The organism is Paraburkholderia sp. SIMBA_054 (assembly GCF_046534875.1).
GTDB classification, from domain to species: domain Bacteria; phylum Pseudomonadota; class Gammaproteobacteria; order Burkholderiales; family Burkholderiaceae; genus Paraburkholderia; species Paraburkholderia hospita.
This window is the reverse complement of the sequence record NZ_JAWRXV010000104.1, coordinates 1-19,229: the sequence shown is the minus strand read 5'-3', so window position 1 is coordinate 19,229 and position 19,229 is coordinate 1. Positions and strand designations below refer to the sequence as shown.

Sequence of the window (19,229 nt, the reverse complement as noted above, 5' to 3'; positions counted from 1 at the left end):
AAGTATCACCTCCAGAGGATAGTGCAGGCGCTTGAGTACCTTCGCTACGCCGGCAGGCAGGGCTTGTCTCGCAGTCGACTTCTTCATCTCACGCTTCACTTCGGGCAAATATCAACTTCAATTTTACTCCTGCCCCCTTAGCGCGACAAAACCCACATTCGGGCGTCGGCTACTCGCGTCCCAGAATCGTGCCGATGCAGGAAGACCTGCAACGCGCCGCCGATGTCCTGAACGACGGCCACAAGGTCGCAATTCTCGTCGGCGCGGGCGCGCTGCACGCGACGGACGAAGTCATCGAAGTCGCGAACCGTCTCGGTGCGGGCGTGGCGAAGGCGCTGCTCGGCAAGGCCGCGCTGCCCGATGATCTGCCGTGGGTCACGGGCTCGATCGGGCTGCTCGGCACGAAGCCCAGCTACGAGATGATGACGTCGTGCGATACCTTGCTGAAGATCGGTTCGGGCTTTCCCTACTCGGAGTTTTTGCCAAAAGAAGGCGATGCGCGCGGCGTGCAGATCGATATCCAGGCCGACATGCTCAGCCTGCGCTATCCAATGGAAGTGAATCTCGTCGGCGATAGCGCGGAAACGTTGCGCGCGCTATTGCCGTTGCTCAAGCAAAAGGACAGTACCGCGTGGCGCTCGCGCATCGAGCGCTGGACTTCGCGCTGGTGGGAGACGCTCGACGAACGCGCGCATCAGCCGGCCGAAAACGGCGTGAATCCGCAGCGTGCATTCACAGAATTGTCACCGCGTTTGCCGGATGACGTCATTCTGACAAGTGACTCCGGTTCGTGTGCCAACTGGTATGCACGCGATCTGAAGATCAGGCGCGGCATGATGGGCTCGCTATCGGGCGGCCTGGCGTCGATGGGAGCGGCCGTGCCCTATGCGATTGCCGCGAAGTTCGCGTGGCCGGGCCGTCCCGTGATCGCGATGGTCGGCGACGGCGCGATGCAGATGAACAACATGGCCGAGCTGATCACAGTCGCAAAGTACTGGAAGCAATGGACCGATCCGCGCTGGATCTGCTTGGTGCTGAACAACGAGGACCTGAATCAGGTGACGTGGGAGCAGCGCGTGATGGAAGGCGATCCGAAATTCAACGCGTCGCAGAAGATTCCCAACGTGCCGTATCACCGCTTTGCGGAGCTGATCGGCCTGACAGGCATCTATGTCGATAGCGCCGATCAGCTTGGAGACGCGTGGGAAACCGCGCTCGCCTCGAAACGCCCTGTTGTGCTCGAAGTGAAGACCGATCCTGAAGTGCCGCCACTTCCGCCGCACGTCACGATGGCCCAGGCGCGTGCATTCGCGCGCACACTCATGGAAGGCGATCCGAAAGAGGGCAGCATGATTGTGAATACCGCCCGTCAGGTGCTCGGCACCGTGATTCCGGGCGGAAAAGACTAGAACAGGCGTTCGCGGCTTCGCCCGCGGCGACGCTACCCGCATACGAAGAGCGGAAGCAAGTGTGTAAATATCACATTATGATGTAAAGTTAGCCGGCCTGACCTTGTGTACATGTGCAGCGAGTGTTGCGTGAACGCGACGGCAGGGACCTGGCGGGCCAGATGGATCCTGCTTAAAGGGAAGCAGGTTAAAGGGGAAGCCAATGCAAGGAAGGGGGATTCGCGCCGACGGTGAATGGACGGTTTGGACGTGTCCTTGCGTCCCGGTAAGCGTCCTGCTTGCCCTCTGCGCCAGCCCGGAACGAAGAACCGTTTTGCCTCCTGAGGTTCGACGGTGCCGTGTTTGCGAGCCTCGGTCCGCCCAATGACGAGGAAGTGAGCCCGCATATCCTTCATGCAAAGGGCTTGCGTCCTTACGCAGCGTACGAGGTTCTGAAGTCGACGCTTGTTGCTGAATGGTGGCCGGACATCGCGTCGCCGATAGCGCTACGCCGTTTCATATTTACCTTCGAGGACAGCAGCTTCGAGGCCGTCGCAAACAGCTGCTGTCTTGTCGACACCTTTGCGACGGCCGAGGTTGCCCGAAGGGAGGCTTTTCTGTCATCCGGTTGAGGCGCGCCGTCGCCGGGTCGGCCGTATCAGCGATGAGCGCGTCTTCCGGCCCGGTCGGCCATCGCTTGACGCCCTCTCTCGTAGCGCGCGCAGTTTGGGTGTCTACGCATCTCAGTGGGCGCCGGAGCTGGTCCGTTTGCGGATGAGGCTCACCTGCCCATTGCGCTCAAGAATCGCGAGTTGCACGTCGTCGAGGTCAAGGGTGTGGAGTTCTCGGCGCGCCGTCTCGAACACATCAGTCCGGGTGATGAGCGCAGCGGACATCTGCTTCCGGTTGAACTGGCCGTCCCTGAAGACTTCTCTCTCGACGCCAACCGCGAGCGACTCGAGTCGCGGCGAATGCACGCATGCCCACGCAAGCGCTCGATGTATTACCACCATCACGAGCGATGCAACCAGCGTCGGCACGGCGGGCGACGCTCCGACAATAACGCGGCTTAATGTTGCGCCGAGCAGTATGGCGACCACGTAGTCAAAGGGCGAACGCTGCCCAAATGAACGTCGGCCGGATATGCGAATGAAGACAAGCGCCAGGAAGAAGACGGCGACTGTCCGGGCGGCCATCTGCAGTGCATCGAGGTTTTTGCCTTCCCCAAATATCGCTACAACTATGTCCATTTCGATTCTCCCGCCCGGCATTGACCGGATAGCGACTCATGCAGGGCGGCTGCGTGTCGCCGATGAAGTTCGGCATGGCGAGGCGTGACGAAAGCCGCCCGGCAGCGTCGGCTGTCCGACCGCAATGCTGTTGCATTGCTCCATGCGACAGGCCTATACCAAATCCTGCGAAGAGTGTTCGACGGTGAGCGCCAGGCTCGCCGGTTCCGTCAGTCGGGTAGTCCCAGGTAGCCAGGGAGTCCGAGCGCAAGTTTGCTCTTTGCGAGCTTCACCGCCTGACTGACGAGCGCGTCGAACTCTGCATCGCTTTCAGGCAGTGGCAGATTGCGACGCAAGAAATCGGACCATCGGAATTCTTCGAGGGGCACGGACGTTTTCACATATCCGCCCGCATCGCGTACTGACGCCGACAAACTCCGGAATTCGTCGTCGTCCAGTTCCCAGACGTGTTCCCGCATGTCGGTGAATGTCACACGCTGACCAAGGGCATCATACGGATATGTCCAGCGGTTGTTTTCCATCGTGAGCCAGAACCCGGCCGTCGAAAGTGACGAGAGATCGCTGACGAGCACAACTGGTACGCGCTTCACGTCCGCACGCCAGAGCGCAGTGGCAACGTGGTGATGGTCGATGACGAACGGAGCGCCACCCGGGCCAAGCACGACCGGAACCGGCTTTTCGGCGATTGCCATTTCCAGGTCATGACCCGTCAATGACCGGTACGCCTTGGTCTTGTCGCGTATTTCCCGCATGCCGTGGGTTATCTGGGTCGGTCGTAACCGGTCGATCTTTAACGTCTTCATTTCTTCTATCTCCACTCCTGCAACAATGAATGCGCGGCCGATTCGCCGGGGCGAGCAACATCTGGCACTAGTACGACCTCTGGTGGGGCGACGGCCTAAGCATTGGTGTTCGCTGCCTATCCGAAGAGTCGCCGCGCGGAATGGTAGGTAGCTCGGCACGGCAAAGGTTATCGTTAAGTGTGCGTCGAGACCACGCAGGACAGCCGGAGCGTCGCGCTCATCTTTTTTCGGCACAGCAACGTCTGCTGGAAGGTGTTCCCTCCTGCTGCGATGTTGCCGAAGACGGCGCTCGAGCGTCTGGCTGCATAACCTGAACCTGCGGACCGCCATCCGCCAGAATATCCGGGTCCGCACTTCCCACTACGCAACGTAAGGATTGCTCTTGGTTGTTGGTCATTATGGTCCTCCGGTCCAGCGAGAAGGCACAGCGATGACGCATGGCGCTCCGCACCCGTATCGACGCAACGGGCGTGCCAGCATTGCCTGTCGCGGAGGGAGGAGTCGCAGCGGGGAAGCCGGGAATGGTCACCCTCACACGCGAGCGGCTTGAACTGTTGACTGATGTCCAGTTGGACGCATACCTGTTAAACACCTGTGTTACGGTCGCTGAATGTGTGGTGGTGGCCTCTGCTGACGGCCGGATTGAAGATCTCAACCCGCGCGCAATGTCTGAATTACAAGCCGACGGTCCGGGACGCCTCGTCGGAGCGCCGCTAGATGTGTTCGCGGACGAGGACAGGGCGCACGTCTTAGGGGCTTTTGCGTCAGCCCGTCCAGCAAACCGTGCGGCTGGAGGTCGCAAGCCGGCCCGGAACAGCGCCATCACGATTTTGAGATATGTCTTCAGCCCCGTCGTATAGCGCGATACGTTGACCCGCGTTGCGTGCGCAATGCGTGACGTAAACGTCAAGGCGCGGATACGAACGCGAGCTCACCGACCAGATTGCGATACAGGAAATTCTTCGACGTCCCCTGCGGAGCTTTTCATGGTATAGGCGCCCTTCGAAGTCGAGGTCGTACCCGTGGCTCCGCCGGCATTGGGCGTACTCATACCTGTACCGCCCTGACCGGCGACCCCACGACTGCTGGTTTTACCGCCGGGCCCGCACTCCACTGCCTTCAGCGAATGTCACTCCGAAAAGCGCAAACAGCGTTGCGCCTGCAGCTCTCTGTCGCGTTTTCATGGTTGCCCTCCTTGAAGCAACGTCTTAAGCCGCTCAGATATCGCTGGCGCTCTCGCGTCCCTGGACGACTTCTCGCGTCGCGGGCCCAGTAGGGCGACCGGTTGTAGTACTGATGCAACCGCGCACCTCAGGTCGCATCGGCCATTGACGGCCAGTGGTCTTTGTCACGGCGTCATCCCTTGAGTTGCTGCGCGGTGATGTCGACTCGGAAGCATTTCTTCGGTGTCGAGCGTCAACGCGCTCCACGGAATCGCGTGCAGGGTCGTATAAAAGGTTCCGGCTCATCGTTACAGACTGGCAGATGCCCGGGATGAACGGCAGCGAGCTCTGCCGGCTCGTGCGGTCCCAGCCGGCGCTCGCTGAGCTGCCCATTATTCTGCCGTCCGCCATGCCCGAGCCGTAAGGCGAGCCGCATTGCTGGACGGTGTTCTTCCGGAAACCAGCTGACCTGGACGCGCTGTTGAGCACCGTCAGCACCCTAATCGCGGAGCGTCTGGGGAATGGCTCCTAGAGCTCCCTCGAAGCGTGCGGGCCGCCGCTGTCTCGGCGCGTCCCCAGGCATAACGCATGCGGTGAGATGTCACCGCGGGCACGGTGACTGCGGGTCTGGCTAACCGAGGAGAGAGCCGTGGTGACGAAAACCCTGAAGGACCTGTTCATCCATTCCCTATCCGACATTTATAGCGCCGAGAAGCAGATGACGAAGTCGTTACCGAAAATGGCGCGCGCGTCTACAAGTCCCGACCTGCGGATGGCATTCGAACACCATCTGGAAGAAACGCAGGGCCAAATCCAGCGTATCGACCAGATAGTCGAAGCAACGGGGGTGAAGCTCAAGCGAATCAAATGTGTTGCGATGGAAGGTCTCGTTGAGGAAGGGCAGGAGCAGATTGATGAAATCGAGAAGGGGCCGGTTCTCGACACGGCTCTGATTGCCGCGGCACAAAAGGTCGAGCATTACGAAATAGCGGCGTACGGTTCACTGATTGCATTGGGCAAGCAACTGGGCGAGACGACCGCGGTCCAGTTACTGGGCGAAACGTTGAAAGAAGAGAAGAGCACGGACGAAAAGCTCTCGTTACTGGCCGAAGAGAAAGTCGCGGCGGAAGCGCTCGGGAAATAACGGTAACGGTGCGCGCTGCGGCTGGCACAACGGCACCAATCCCCGCGCTTTCATGCCGTCGCGGCGCTATCGTGAACTACGCCTGCACGACCTGCGCATCGCGCCGAGTTGCAACTGTTGCTGCGCCGCGTGTGGCGGACCGTTTGAAGTTGCTGGCGCCTGTCTCTATATGCCATCTGACTGCATCGGCGCATGGTGCCAGCTCGCGGATGGTGCGCAGAATATTGCAATGGGCGCTCTGCGCGGACTGAATCAGGGGGAGTCTCACAGTTCGCACGGGCATAATTGCCTACTGGCTGATCGGAATACCACTGGCATCGTGGCTGGGTCTGACGTGCGGATTAGGCGCAACCGGTGTGTGGATGGGTGTCGGAGTGGGGCTTCATGTCAGTGCGGCGCTGTTGTTGTATTTCCTTTACCGCGCCACCTACCTACCGGCGGATCGAGTCGCGACGTGAGTCAAGGCGGCGGCCGACGCGCCTCTACGTGCAGCGTTTGGCAGCGCTCTGCGCCGGCTATAGGGCTGCGTTGCGCGTCCCGTCCGCGGCCTTGACGAATCGCGAGAGGAACGTGCGCGTGGTACCATCAGGGAACAGCACGGCAACCTGATCCGTCGTCGCAAAGGTGACCTGGCCGATGCCAAACTTACGCACTCGCACAGACTGGCCGCGCACAAAGCTGCGCGGCGCGCGAGGCGTCTCGCGCGCAGCATCCATTATCCGGCCTTCGAGAACGGGCTCGCGGACGGGTTCGACGTGTGGCGGGTTACGGCAGTTGTCGCACGTGCCGCACTGCTCGAGTTCGTCGCCATAACCGAAATGCTCGAGGATTGTGTGCCAGCGGCAGCGGCCCGTTTGCGCATAGTCGATCATCTGTTGAAGTGCGTCGCGATCGCGCTTCGCCTGTTCGTCGTAGCGGCGGAGCGATGCCGAGAGGGCATCTACGCCAGAAGCGCCCTCGCGCAGCAGATAGCGGCGCGCGCGATTGCGACGCACGAGTCCGGCGTCGAGCAGTATCTTGAGCGCAACCTGGAGTTTGTTTCGCCCGACGTCGCTGAGAATGCGTGCGAGTTCGTCCACACTCACGCCCGTCGTCGATACGCCGTCATGCTTTCGCAGCGCTTCACGCATGCGCTCGATGAGTTCGCGCTCCGGATAACGACCGAGCTGCAGAAATTGCTGGATACGCCTGTCGTTGAGATCGAATAGCAATATGCAATCGGCTGCTTCGCCGTCACGTCCTGCACGCCCGGTCTCCTGGTAATACGCGCCGATATTGCCTGGCATCTGGTCATGCACGACAAAGCGAATGTCCGCCTTGTCGATGCCCATGCCGAATGCGTTGGTGGCAATCATCACGCGCACGTCGCCGTGCATGAAGCCGTCCTGCGCCTCGTGCCGCTGCCGGCGACTGATCCGTCCGTGGTAGAGCGCGGCAGGCACCCCCCATTCGCGAACCGCTGCCGCCAGACGTTCCGCTTCGCGCACCGTTGCCGTGTAGATAATGCCAGTGTCGCTGCGCGATTCGAGCAAGGTGCGAAGCGCAGCGAGCTTGGCCTGTGCAGAACGCGCTGACGCGCGTCCTTTGCCACCAGCGACCGATACCTGAAGGACGCTGTATTGCAGGTTCGACCGGTAGATGCCCGTGTGTAGCACGCGTGGATCGCGCATGGCTAGCGTGCGTACGATATCTTCGACGACCGCCGTAGTAGCCGTGGCGGTGAGCGCGAGGACGGGCGGACTTCCCATACTGCTCGCGGCGTCAGCGATCTGCAGGAACGCGGGTCTGAAATCGTGGCCCCACTGCGAAATGCAGTGGGCTTCGTCGACGACTATCAGTCTTACTCGTCGTACCTCGCCACCACGGACATTGCGTCCGGGCGCGCAGGAGCCGCCGCGTCCGCGGAGAGAGTCCAGCAGCGCTGGCTTGGTGAGCTGTTCGGGCGTCACGAAGACGATTGCACGCGATGCCGTTTTTAGCTCTTCATACGCGTTCCGCTCCTCGGCGGCGTTTAGCGTGCTGTTGATCTGCATCGCCTCCACGTTCGCTGCGAGAAGCTTGTCGCGTTGATCTTTCATCAGCGCGATCAACGGCGACACGACGAGCGTCAGGCCGTTCAGGTGCAGCGCCGGCAACTGATAGCAAAGCGATTTACCAGCGCCTGTGGGCATGATGGCCAAGGTGTCGCGTCCGTGCATCACGCTTTCGATGATCTCGCGCTGCCCCGGCCGCAGCGATTCGAGACCGAATACGTCGCGAAGCGTCCGGTCCATGGCCTGCTGGGTTGGTTTCGTCAAGGCTGGCACCGATGCGTTCCTCTGGATGGCGCGCAGCATGCATGCGTCATGCGGGGCGTTGTCTGTCTGTGATCTCGTTCTGTAACGAGCAATGGGCATTCCACAGGTTCTCGCCCGCTCGATAGCCTTTGCGAAAGGTAGTCCGCTGCATGGCCGTCCCGTTCTGCTCATAAGGCACGTTTCGGCCTTGGCGGGCCGGGCGTTTGCTAAATACATGACGTACTGGTACCTGCCGCGCAATCGGAACGCGCGACGATTTCCTGGGAGAAAGCAATGACCGCGACCAAACATGCAGTACCGCCATTCCCGCCGCAACAGCAGGCCAATGTGCCCGGCCTCACCGCGCCAATGAACCCGCAGCCTGATCACGGTGAAGAGAGCTATGTTGGGCACGGCCGGCTTGCGGGCAAGGCTGCGATTATCACGGGCGGCGACAGCGGCATCGGACGTGCCGTTGCGATCGCATTCGCGCGCGAGGGGGCGGACGTGCTGATCTCCTATCTGAACGAGCACGATGATGCGCAGGAGACACAGCGTTGGGTCGAAAAAGCGGGCCGCCGCGCGGTGCTGATGCCGGGCGACATCAGAAACACTGCGCATTGCAACGAGATCGTCGAGCGCGCGGTGAGCGAGTTCGGCCGGATTGACATCATCGTCAACAACGCGGCCTATCAGATGACCTACGATTCACTCGATGAAATCACCGATGAAGAATGGAACAAGACGTTCGATACGAACATCGGCGCTATGTTCAGGATCGTACGCTCGGCCGTCAGGCACATGAAACCGGGTGGCTCGATCATCAACACGACATCGATCAATGCGGATAAACCCAATCCAGGTCTTCTCGCGTACGCGACAACGAAGGGCGCTATCCAGAACTTCACGGGCGGTCTGGCTCAGTTGCTCGCAAAGCGGGGCATTCGGGTCAATTGCATCGCGCCTGGGCCGATCTGGACGCCGCTGATTTCCTCGACAATGCCAGAGGAAAAAGTCGAGAACTTCGGCAAGCAGGTGCCGATGGAGCGGCCGGGCCAGCCTGTTGAACTCGCGTGCGCTTATGTCATGCTCGCTACAGACGAAGCCAGCTACGTATCGGGGGCGACGATCGCCGTGACGGGCGGTGCGCCGATTCTCTAGCGTGCAGCCAGAGCAGCGGGCGTGCGGGATGGAAGTCGCGCTGTCCCCATGCGCGGGGCGACGAGTCGATTTGACGGGTGTCACCGGGCGTCTGCCTCGGGCGGGATCAGGCGCAGCTAGAGCGGAGACCGCAGACGCCGGTAGGGCCGGTAGTCCTTCAGCAGACCCCTGTTCCGCGTTGGAACCGACCTCAGTGCACAACACGCATCAGAACCGACACCGACCGAGCGTGCGGCTGCCCACGCCGACGCCATGACTGGCCCGGTGCATAATCGTCGGGTCGTACGGCTACTGATTCCTACCGAGGCATCGTGCGCTGGGGGCCGCGACGCCCGGCGGCTGGTGGGCCAATGCGGCAGGCAAACGGGGATATTGCTGGAATCTGGGCTGCCGTGGCGCAGGTTTCGTGCGTGCGTGCGGCCGGGGCAGTACTCAGATACTCGATCGTCCGTGCCAGTCAGGCATGGCTACTGCCTGATTTTCCCCGACTTGCCAGCGGACGAAGCAGATTGAGGAGACAAGGCTTTCGCCCGCTTGTCCATCAATGTTCCCTCCAGGTTCTTCGTATCTGACTGTCCGGCTTTGTCGGTCAGCGCCTTACCGCCGTCGCCGGACTGCACAGTGACCGCATCGTTGCCAGCAGGTTGCTTTCCCTGGGTCTGCTGGGCGCCGGCGCTGATGGCGAAAACCGAGCCCAGTGCAATGACAGTAAAGAAGATTCTGTTCATTCGTGTCTCTGTGGATCGCTTTTAGTCCGCTCCGTGCGGCTGGTCAGATCGTCCTCGTCGACAGGCTGCAGGTCTGGATCGACGTGGTCATGCTCCGGCATATAGGGGCCCTGATCCGGATTATCCTTGCCTTCAGGAATCAGCGTTTCATCGATATTGCCGTGCGGCTTCTGTGTCACAGTTCAATTGGCGTCGACGCGTACGTCGTCTTTCACTTCAACCCTGCGACGACGATCCGCACGCTCGACAGGGTCGGCGCGATCTTTGACTCGCTCGGCAACGCGACGGGCGTCTGGCGTTTGATCGGCGCGCACGCCCGGAGTAACGCTGGTTTGTCGGGTATGACGAGCATTCTTCGGCTCCTGCGAAGGGGGCGGACTAGCGAGATCGCGCATTGGACGTTCCCGGGCTGAGGCCGGCAGCCACGGAAAATGTTGCATCGCCTTACCCAATGGCGGACGCGGTGCCTTTTCGCTTTCGCCCGGTTTCGCATGCCGGCGTTCGCATGTAGCGGCCCATATAGCGCCTGAGCGCGGGTGTCGCGCTGCAACCGTGCAGGAATACGGATAGGACGATGGTGGCAAGGATCGCAGGCGCGAGAGGACGCGCAGCGTAACGGCTGTGCTCAAGACCGAACAGCAGATAGTAGAACGCGCCGACTCCGCGAATGCCCAGCCACGCGACCAAGGTCCTCTGCTGCCGATCGAAGGTCGACCCCCACAGTGCCACGACGCTTCCGACTGGGCGGGCGATGAACAGCAGAAATAGCGCCGGCCAGATCGCGTGCCAGTCGAGAAGTTCTCGCCAATGTGCAGAAATGATACTGCCGATGAGCAACATCAGTCCCAGTTCGACAATACGCTCAATTTCCACCGCAAACGCCATCATCGATTCAGCCATGTACGCGTGTGCCAGTTCCGGACTCGTCGCGGCCTCATGTTTGTGGCTGCGCTCGACGTCAGCGAGTGCCTCGGAGGGTGTCTGCTCACCGGTTGCGTCCAGTTCTTCATGGCGTAGTGCGACGCCGGCGACGAATACGGCGACGAATGCGTAGGTATGCGCAAGCAATGCCGCGCCATAGCAAAGCCCCATGAGGCCGATGGCGAGAAATCCCTCCAGTCCTACCGCCTCGCCGAAACGTGTTCTTAGCCAGGTCACGATTCTGACCATACCGGCGCCGCACGCCCAGCCTATCGCCGTCGCGCCAGAAATGCCCCACAGCATGGCGAGCAGGAACGTCGCAGGCCGTTCGCTTCCCGGCTTGGCCAGCCACACAAGGCAAGCCCGACCAGCGCAAAAGGATAGGCAGACCCATCATTGCAGCCGCCTTCGCCGGACAGCGCGAAACGCAGCGGCTCGTCGTCGCCTGCCTCCTTCACGCGCAGTTCGTTTGCAAGCACGGGATCGGTGGGCGCCAGTGCCGCCGCCAGTACAAGCGCTGGTCCGAGTGCGAGGGGGCCCCACAGAATCCCTGAGCCTGCAACAAGGAGGACCGTCGCAAACATCGCGGGAAAGCCCAGGCGCAAAGGCAGTCGCCACAATGGATCGCGCAGCGGAACGCGCAAATGCATGCCGATCGCCATTAACGAAACGACCAGCCCCGTTTCTGCCACCACCCTTAGCGTTCGCACGTTACCATCAAGCGAGACAGGCAACAGGTTCGCGCAAGCTGGACCGATCAGAAACCCAACCACCAGATAGACCATCGCCCCGCTGAGCGGGAGGCGGGCAACGAGCCCGCGACCAAGCGCCATGGCGACAAGCAGCGCGCCAATGAGCAGAAACCACAGCGCTTCCAAACGTATTTCCATGACAGGGCTTTATGTGCTGAAGCCAGCCGCGGGCGGGGACGCCAAGCGGCTAAGATCTTGCGGCCGACATGTTCCGAGCAAGTCACAGGAGTGAGCAAACAACAGCCGCACCCCAGATCAGCAACTGCACGAGCAGTAACGACCTATGTAGCTGTCTCACGACGATGCTCCTCACGATGGTGCTGCAGTGGACAGTGATCACAAAATGCAACCGCGATGCCGCATGACATATGCCCGATCGCGCACTACAGCGGCACTGCGTTTCAGGGCTAAAGATGTGCGCAAAAATTGTCCGTGGTTGCCGGACGTGCTCGATTTACAAACAAATGTTACAACCGGTCCGGCATCGTGACGCGCGCACGGGCCACGGGACAGATGTCTGCCTGAGATTCCGTCGAGAAGCCCGAGCGGGCTGTCTATGTGCGGCGACGGCCCCGGCGAGCGTTCAGGCCTCGACGGAACAGATCGAAGTGCTCAGCGTGACGACCTCTGCTGCCGCCCCGGTACCCCGCAGCAATCCGGTAACGGAACGGACTCGACGCGGCCAGCAACCCGGCTGCAAAGAAGCTGTCGCAAGCGTCGGCTGCCGCCGACAGTGTGAAGTCGAGGCGACCGGGCTCTCGGCATGAAATTACGCAGCTGCCATGCCGACCGCTTTGCGTGAGCGGAAGCACTCCTTGATTAAGAGGCACTCTCCATGTCTTCCGCGGGATCGCAAATGTTCGCGGTTTCAACCGGGTCAGCGTCTCGTGTGGAATACCCATTGCTGTTCGGCATTGCGCTGTTACTCCCCATTTCATGGCGTTTCCCTTGGAGAAGAGCATGAGAGCACTTCGTTGGCACGGCAAGCACGACATCCGATGCGATACGGTACCCGATCCTGTGATCGAGGAAGGCCGCGACGCGATCGTAAAGGTGAGTTCGTGCGCGATCTGTGGATCGGACCTCCACCTGTTCGATGGGTTTATGCCGACCATGGAGAGCGGCGACATCATGGGGCATGAGTTCATGGGTGAAGTCGTCGACGTCGGCAAAGACAATCGCGCGCTCAAGGTGGGCGACCGCGTGGTAGTTCCGTTCACAATCGTTTGCGGTAATTGCGATCAGTGCCGGCGAGGGAATTTCTCGGTTTGCGAACGCAGTAATCGCAACAGGGAAAAGGCGGACAAGGCGTTTGGCCATACCACGGCGGGACTATTTGGCTACTCGCACCTGACGGGCGGCTACCCGGGTGGCCAGGCCGAATACGTCCGCGTCCCGATGGCGGACACCACTCACGTCAAGATTCCGGATGGGTTGACCGATGAACAGGTTCTCTTTCTCGGCGACATTTTTCCGACTGGCTGGCAGGCGGCCGTGAACTGCGACATCCAGCCCGAGGATACGGTCGCGATCTGGGGGGCGGGCCCTGTCGGGCAGATGGCCATACGCAGCGCCGTGCTGCTCGGCGCCAGGCAGGTCGTCGTGATTGACCGTGTGCCGGAACGGCTTGCCATGGCGCAGGCCGGTGGCGCGATCACTATCAATTTCGACCAGGAAAGCGTGCTGGAGCGACTCAAGGAACTGACACGCGGCAAAGGACCAGAGAAGTGTATCGACGCCGTGGGCATGGAGTCACATGCAACACGCTCTCTTGACGCGATCTACGACAGGGTCAAGCAGGCGGTGATGCTGGAGACCGACCGCCCTCATGTGTTGCGCGAAATGATCTATGTCTGCCGACCCGCCGGAACGCTGTCAGTGCCCGGCGTGTATGGCGGCCTGATCGACAAGATTCCATTCGGTGCCTCGATGAACAAGGGACTCACCTGGAAAATGGGGCAAACCCATGTCAACCGCTGGACCGACGGGCTGCTGCGCCGCATCCAGGAAGGGCAGATCGATCCTTCGTTCGTCATTACGCATACCGTGCCACTGGAAGATGGTCCGAAGATGTGTACAAGACTTTCCGGGACAAGGAAGACGGTTGTATCAAGGTCGTATTGAAACCGTGAGAGGCGCACGGCCCCGACGCTGCCAGGCCGGAGCAGTTTCGCCATCAAGCGCAGGACGTCAGCATCGCTGACTATTAATTGTAAAGTTTCAATTCAAGGGAGTAAGTCATGACACAGCGCAAAACGGTCGACGTTCTGTTCGTCCACGTGTTGTCCGGACAGCTACAGCGCCGAAAAGCAGTCGACAAAAAGGCCTGCAAAATATTCGCGTGGCGCGTCGCACCCACAGTCGAATGAGGTGTTAAAGACGCATCTGGAAGAAACGCAAGGACAGGTGAGCGCATCGACCAGGTCGTCGAGCTATGCGGTATCAAGCTCAAACGCGTGAAATGTGGCAATGGAAGGTCTGATCAAACACGGTGACGAGCTGATCGACGAGATTGAGAAGGGGCAGTGCTTGACGCCGGGCTCGTCGCAGTGGCCCGGAAAGTGGAACACTATGAGATCGCAACCCACGGCAGCCTCTGCGATCGGCAAACAGCTAGGTTCACGGAAGGCGTCAAGCTCTTGAAGGAAACGCTCGAAGAAGAACGGGCGACGGATCTGAAGCTTGCCGGGTTCGTCGAACGGGCCGGCAACGTAAAGGTAAGGGCCGTCTGACGCGCCCAGACCTCGCCGCACCGCGCCCGGCTCATTCGGCTTCGGTGAGTCGGCACCGGGGGTTGCACACATCGGTTGGCGCAACTGATGGATTCCGGCTTCAGGTACTGACGCATCGAGGAGGAACAGATGAACGTTGCCAGGCAGGTTGTGTCGTTTCTCGGCAGTCGCGGCCTGAAGCTAGTGACGGCTGAATCATGTACGGCTGGCCTCATTGCGTCATGCCTGGCCGAGGTGCCGGGAAGCGGAGCTTGTCTTGACGTGGGTTTCGTCACGTATTCGCCATCGGGCAAGGCGGGCTTTCTGGGCGTACGGCATTCAACGATGCAGGCGCACGGTTTGACAAGCGAGGCCGTGGCTCGTGAGATGGCACAGGGGGCTTTGCAGCAGGAGGCGAGTTGCGCCGATGTCGCCGGCTCCAATACGGGCGTTGCCGACGCGGCGCCTTCGGAAGGCCCGCCTCCCGGAACCCAATGCTTTGCGTGGGCTTACCGGCAGCGCGATGGTCAGATCGTTACTTTTGCAGAAACGCGCCGGTTTTCAGGCGGTCGCAATGAAATTCGACGTCAGGCTGCGCGCTATGCACTGTCCCGGATCGAACATTATTTTAACGCGCTCGGATCAAGGCGCTAAGTTCGCGGCTGCTCCCTCTCTGGCAGAATGAAGGCGAGGAGCGGTTAAGGGATGTATCAGGCTTGGGTACCGGTATGGAGGGCAACATGGCGGTCGATCAAACAGCGTTCGAGCGTGACTGGCAGCAGCAGGTAATCCGCGAGCTATGCGTAGATGCCCATTTCGATGCAAACACCGAGCTTGAACGACGCGTTGCGTTTCTGAGCGATTACCTGTTTTCAAACGGACTCCGTACGTACGTTCTCGGCATCAGCGGAGGGGTCGATTCCTCGACGGCCGGGCGGCTCGCCCAGTTGAGCGTGGAGCGGCTCCGGGCCAAAGGCTATGAAGCACATTTCCTGGCTGTGCGACTGCCGTACGGCGAACAGCGCGATGAAGAAGACGAGACGCGCCATGCAATTCGTCCGTCCGGCTGAAGCGCTGACGGTCAACATCAAGGAGTGTGCGGATGCGATGCTCAGCGCCCTGAAGCATGCGGGCGCGCAACATACCGACGATTTCCAGGAGGACTCCGTGCTGGGCAACATCAAGGAACGGCAAAGGATGATGCCCAGTATGCGATTGCGGGCGCGAGCGCGGGGGTGGTGATCGGCACTGATCATGCGGCGGAGTCCCTGATGGGCTTCTTTACCAAGTTCGGGGACGGGGCCGCGGATATCCTTCCGCTTGCCGGCCTCACCAAACGACGCGTAAGGGAATTGGCGCGCGTGCTTGGCGCAACATTTGCTCGTGACGAAAGTGCCGACGGCCGATCTCGAGACACTAGCACCGCAAAAGGCCGACGAAGACAGCTATGGAATCGCTTACGACGACATCGATGATTTTCTTGAAGGCAAACCAGTGAGCGACGAGGTGATCACCATCGTGCGACGCTTCTATATGGCGACGCGTCACAAACGTGCCCTACCCGTCGTCCCGAACTGAGACCTCCGTCCGGCGTCCGCCGCCAAGGGAAAATATCCCAGGCGGAGTACTTCCGGGCGGATCCTCGTCATCGCCGCTTGCCTCGTTATTGCGCCGTCACACCTTTCTTCGCGGCGAGGTCCTGCGCGCGCTTGTAATGTTCCTGGATCGTCGGCATTGCGTCCTGCGCCGCCTTTTTAAGCTTGACGTTCTGGCCTTCCGAAGTCTCCTTCTGAAACGCTGCGATGGCCTGCTTGTGCCCCTCAAGTCCCACCTTCCGGATGTAGGCCTGGTCGAAGTCCTTTCCCTTCAGTCCCTTCAGCGTATCGAGGATGGACGTGTCCGAATTGTCCTTTGGCACGGTGACGCCCTTTGGCGCAGCCATTTTCAGTTGTACTGTCAGCTTGGTGTGATCGAGCAGCATGTGGTGTGCAAAGGACTTCACATCCTTGTCCTCAGAGTTCTTCTGCGCCAGCTTCGCTGCATCGATCTCCGTTGACGAGGACATTGATGCGGCCTGCACGAAATCTTTATCGACCTGAGCTAAGGGATTCGTGGCCGTCGTGGAGGCCGCTTGCGTTTGCGCCGAAGCAGCAGGGCATAGCGCAGGACCGGTGACAATAAGACCGACCAGGACAAACAGGTGCTTCGCTTTCATGCTTTCTCTCCGTCAATGAGAATAGAGGCGGTCGAAGATCTCGGCATTGGCGCTAACCCGTGAGTCAGTGCGGTCGAAAGTGACGGCATTGTTGGGCGCTGTCTCTACCAAGCGGAGCTCCGCAGCCAGAAAAGCGACAGCAACCTTCGTACCCGGTGCTCGCCGCCGACACGAGAAATGCGTGCTGAACGAACATTCATGAACGGCGATGATCGACATTCAAGGGCCGACTGATGCCACGGGCCGAGCATTGTGACGAGCTGGAACGTCGTGCCGAGCGTGCTTCGGCGCTTGGGACAGTGCCGCGTTGGCCTCTCCCAGCGCAGCGGCCGCTTTCGTGCGCTCAGTAATGTCGCGCATGATCTTGGCGACGCCGACCAGTCCCGCCCGTCACATATGGCATCGACCAGGGCAAGCGCCGAGAAGCGGCTGCCGTCCATGCGAACCCGCATCCCTGATTTTCAACGTGGCCCAGTCTTGCTGCCGTTGAGAGTGAGCGCTGGCACGCCGAGGGAGGCGTTGGGCACGACTTCAACAACCTGCTCGCGGTGCTTTGGAACGGGCTCCATGTCCTTGCCATGCAGTCGCGCAAACACCTCGATCGGAAGACCATCGATGGCATGCGGCGAGCTCGACCGACGCCTCGCCCTCGCAGCAATTGCTGTCTTCCACGAGGCAGCAGCCGCTGGAGGCTGAGGTGCACGGATGTCAACGCGCTTGTCCGTGAATTCGAGTCCATGCTTGCACGTGCCGCCACCGGGCGACAGATTGCCGCTTCGTGCCATTGGACGAGCCGGCTCACGCAGTCACCCATGCGTCTCCGCTCGCCTTGAAGTGCGAGAGGAGCCTCCGGTGGACACGCACCATATGCGTAAGATCACACGGTTCGGGTGAACGAGAGTGACCGGTCACCGACAAGTTTGCTCCCCGCTGCCTCGAGCTTTTCCGTAAGTTCATTCTTGCGCGTAGCCAGCTTTACACCTAACGCGACGAGGTCAACGCCGCTTTCGCGAAGCTCGGGAAACAGCTCGGACTCTTCTTCCTCGACATGATGTTTTACCAGTTCAGACATCACCTTGAACGTCGCGTCAAAGCCATCATCGCCTGGCCGAAGCGAATCGAACTTCTCAATCAACGTCTTGACGAGGTAGTGCTCGACATATGCCTCGTCCACGTCAATCTCATCCTGTTTCTCGAGGGCCCTGTGCGCCGCCGGATACAAAAGTTCCTCTTCGATAATCGCATGCACCGTCAGTTCTTCGCATGCCCGCCGCGCCAGCGTGCCCTTTGCGTCCAGATCGCCGTCCTCCGCCTTTTCGAACGCCTCGAAGAGTTTCTCAACTGCGCGGTGATCGGCCTTCAGCAACGAGATCGCGTCCGCGTGGGCTTCAGCCGATGCGCTTTCCTTGTTTTGCGTTTTCATTCGTATCTCCGTGAAATATTCGTGAATTGTGTAGTTGCGCCTTTAACACGGTCTCGCGATGCGCATCGGCATTTCAGCAAGGAACGTTCCGCGCGTCGGCGGTGCTCAGACCGGACGCGCGTCGGTGGCGTTCGATCGTCTTGCGTGCACGCCGCAGGACTGGGTTAAGAGACGCGTAGGACTGAGGGCGCCCGCTTGCATTGTGCGCCGCGAACCTCCGGTGTGACGGAAATCTTCGTGCAAAGGAGCCTCGGGACTGTCGCGGCGCGTGACACAGCCGCCCCGAAGGAGCAACACGTCCGCGACGGGTATCTAAGGCAGGCACCGGTCAACCGCAGCCGGACTCCGGCCTGGCCATTTCCCATTCCCGTTCGCGAGTACGGTCAAAAGCCTCCGCAGTGTGCGGCATCCAGGAATTGACGGAAAAGAAAAGGGCTGACGGAGTGTGACCAGATCGTCTCGCGGCAATTTCGAGGCTCCCTCGCGGAGCCTGGTCCGCCTCTACGCGCCCTCCAAGCGAACATCAACGACGCGCCCGCCTGCCGTGTCAAACGTATGATTCGAGGCGGCGCACAGATCGTCGCGCACCGGCGGCGAGTCGAGGTGCGCTCATGTGAGACTCGTATCGTCTCGATGCCGCGATCGCCGTTTTGCAGGCGAGCCGTCGAGGGGCGTCGCAGGTTCCGATCCGCCGTCATCGTCGGACTGTACTCCGCTCAGCGCGGCAACGACTTCTGCTCCTAGAAGGAAAACGGCGGCTAAGTACAGCCACATCATGAGGACGGCAAGCGACCCCGCGGCCCCGAATGAGCCAGCGGTGCCTGCGTGAGCAAGGGCGGTTTCAAGAGTGAAGCGCAACAGGGGGCTAATGAATGGAAGCTGAGGTTATCGAAGCGGTTGCGAGCATACGTTCGAAGACCTCGAATGGTGAATGAAATGCATGGGTAGCGCGAGGTCGGCTGTTGAGGCTGTCGGCGATGCCATCGAGTTCGTCCTGACTGTAGATCGAGAGGTCAGTGCCCTTCGGCAGATACTGCCGCAGCAGCCCGTTGGTGTTCTCGCAGGTACCGCGTTGCCATGGACTGTGCGGATCGCAGAAGTACACGCGCACGCCGGTGGCGGCGCTGAGCTCCTGATGCCCATCCCATTACACATAAGTCTGTAGGCGCCGAGAAAGTCGTTTACGGTCAATGACATAGCGGATTGGGTTGTAAACTGCTTCGGAGTGTCGTTTACTGTCGCATTTTGGGCGGCGCATGAAGCAAGAGGCAGCGAGCTGGGCAGCGGCAGAATT

General features: G+C 60.5%; 14 protein-coding genes and 7 pseudogenes. 8 read left to right on the top strand and 13 right to left on the bottom strand.

Annotated elements, in window-relative coordinates:
• A pseudogene (locus SB822_RS52385) lies at positions 1-87 on the bottom strand (IS6 family transposase); the annotation flags it as partial.
• A gap of 62 nt (positions 88-149) precedes the next feature.
• Between SB822_RS52385 and SB822_RS52380 the strand changes: the two are divergent.
• Positions 150-1,409, top strand: a pseudogene (locus tag SB822_RS52380) (thiamine pyrophosphate-requiring protein); the annotation flags it as partial.
• Positions 1,410-2,131: 722 nt separating this feature from the next.
• On the opposite strand, the gene SB822_RS52375 reads toward SB822_RS52380, so the two are convergent.
• Together SB822_RS52375 and SB822_RS52370 are read right to left on the bottom strand one after the other, a co-directional pair.
• Positions 2,132-2,638 carry a DUF421 domain-containing protein gene (locus SB822_RS52375; protein ID WP_410858488.1) on the bottom strand — a complete coding sequence of 169 codons (507 nt, stop codon included), beginning with the start codon at positions 2,636-2,638 and terminating at the stop codon, positions 2,132-2,134.
• Between the two features lie 209 nt (positions 2,639-2,847).
• Positions 2,848-3,441: a ParB-like protein gene (locus SB822_RS52370; protein WP_410858487.1), complete on the bottom strand. Its 594-nt coding sequence runs from the start codon at positions 3,439-3,441 to the stop codon at positions 2,848-2,850.
• Positions 3,442-5,253: 1,812 nt separating this feature from the next.
• Between SB822_RS52370 and SB822_RS52365 the strand changes: the two genes are divergently transcribed.
• Entirely contained in the window at positions 5,254-5,748 is a 495-nt protein-coding gene (locus SB822_RS52365) for a ferritin-like domain-containing protein (protein WP_410858486.1), read from the top strand.
• A gap of 515 nt (positions 5,749-6,263) precedes the next feature.
• Here SB822_RS52365 and SB822_RS52360 read toward each other — a convergent pair.
• Positions 6,264-8,054, bottom strand: a complete 1,791-nt coding sequence (locus SB822_RS52360) for a RecQ family ATP-dependent DNA helicase (RefSeq protein WP_410858485.1) — start codon at positions 8,052-8,054, stop codon at positions 6,264-6,266.
• Between the two features lie 264 nt (positions 8,055-8,318).
• Here SB822_RS52360 and SB822_RS52355 point away from each other — a divergent pair, with 264 nt between their 5' ends.
• On the top strand, positions 8,319-9,185 hold the full coding sequence (locus SB822_RS52355) for an SDR family oxidoreductase (RefSeq protein WP_410858484.1): 867 nt from the start codon (positions 8,319-8,321) through the stop codon (positions 9,183-9,185).
• A 467-nt stretch (positions 9,186-9,652) separates the two neighbouring features.
• Here the strand turns inward: SB822_RS52355 and SB822_RS52350 are convergent, their stop codons facing one another.
• The 5 genes from SB822_RS52350 to SB822_RS52330 all read right to left on the bottom strand — a co-directional run bounded on the left by SB822_RS52350 (position 9,653) and on the right by SB822_RS52330 (position 11,724).
• Positions 9,653-9,913 (bottom strand): hypothetical protein, encoded by a 261-nt coding sequence (locus SB822_RS52350; RefSeq protein WP_410858483.1) that lies wholly within the window; start codon positions 9,911-9,913, stop codon positions 9,653-9,655.
• Positions 9,910-10,092, bottom strand: a complete 183-nt coding sequence (locus SB822_RS52345; protein WP_410858482.1) for a hypothetical protein — start codon at positions 10,090-10,092, stop codon at positions 9,910-9,912. Before SB822_RS52345 ends, SB822_RS52350 begins: the two co-directional genes overlap by 4 nt.
• Positions 10,093-10,124: 32 nt before the next feature.
• On the bottom strand, positions 10,125-10,265 hold the full coding sequence (locus SB822_RS52340) for a hypothetical protein (protein ID WP_410858481.1): 141 nt from the start codon (positions 10,263-10,265) through the stop codon (positions 10,125-10,127).
• A 92-nt stretch (positions 10,266-10,357) separates the two neighbouring features.
• The gene (locus tag SB822_RS52335; RefSeq protein WP_410858480.1) at positions 10,358-11,188 is read right to left on the bottom strand and encodes a cation:proton antiporter; all 831 of its coding nucleotides are present in this window, start codon (positions 11,186-11,188) and stop codon (positions 10,358-10,360) included.
• Positions 11,104-11,724: a cation:proton antiporter gene (locus SB822_RS52330; RefSeq protein ID WP_410858479.1), complete on the bottom strand. Its 621-nt coding sequence runs from the start codon at positions 11,722-11,724 to the stop codon at positions 11,104-11,106. The genes SB822_RS52335 and SB822_RS52330 overlap by 85 nt, the downstream gene beginning before the upstream one ends.
• An 822-nt stretch (positions 11,725-12,546) precedes the next feature.
• On the opposite strand from SB822_RS52330, the pseudogene SB822_RS52325 reads away from it, so the two are divergent.
• From SB822_RS52325 to SB822_RS52305, 5 genes and pseudogenes are all read left to right on the top strand, one after another.
• A pseudogene (locus SB822_RS52325) lies at positions 12,547-13,718 on the top strand (zinc-dependent alcohol dehydrogenase).
• Positions 13,719-13,826: 108 nt separating this feature from the next.
• A pseudogene (locus SB822_RS52320) lies at positions 13,827-14,318 on the top strand (ferritin-like domain-containing protein).
• Positions 14,319-14,447: 129 nt separating this feature from the next.
• Entirely contained in the window at positions 14,448-14,951 is a 504-nt protein-coding gene (locus SB822_RS52315) for a CinA family protein (protein ID WP_410858478.1), read from the top strand.
• A 74-nt stretch (positions 14,952-15,025) separates the two neighbouring features.
• A pseudogene (nadE, locus tag SB822_RS52310) lies at positions 15,026-15,610 on the top strand (NAD(+) synthase); the annotation flags it as partial.
• A 52-nt stretch (positions 15,611-15,662) separates the two neighbouring features.
• The gene (locus SB822_RS52305) at positions 15,663-15,875 is read left to right on the top strand and encodes a hypothetical protein (protein WP_410858477.1); all 213 of its coding nucleotides are present in this window, start codon (positions 15,663-15,665) and stop codon (positions 15,873-15,875) included.
• 85 nt (positions 15,876-15,960) lie between these two features.
• On the opposite strand, the gene SB822_RS52300 is transcribed toward SB822_RS52305, so the two are convergent.
• The 4 genes and pseudogenes from SB822_RS52300 to SB822_RS52285 form a co-directional block, all read right to left on the bottom strand.
• Positions 15,961-16,512, bottom strand: a complete 552-nt coding sequence (locus tag SB822_RS52300; protein WP_410858476.1) for a DUF4142 domain-containing protein — start codon at positions 16,510-16,512, stop codon at positions 15,961-15,963.
• Positions 16,513-17,389: 877 nt separating this feature from the next.
• Positions 17,390-17,935, bottom strand: coding sequence for a hemerythrin domain-containing protein (locus tag SB822_RS52295; protein ID WP_410858475.1), 546 nt, complete (start codon positions 17,933-17,935; stop codon positions 17,390-17,392).
• A gap of 609 nt (positions 17,936-18,544) precedes the next feature.
• A pseudogene (locus tag SB822_RS52290) lies at positions 18,545-18,769 on the bottom strand (hypothetical protein); the annotation flags it as partial.
• 31 nt (positions 18,770-18,800) lie between these two features.
• A pseudogene (locus SB822_RS52285) lies at positions 18,801-19,073 on the bottom strand (IS30 family transposase); the annotation flags it as partial.
• Positions 19,074-19,229 lie beyond the last annotated feature (156 nt).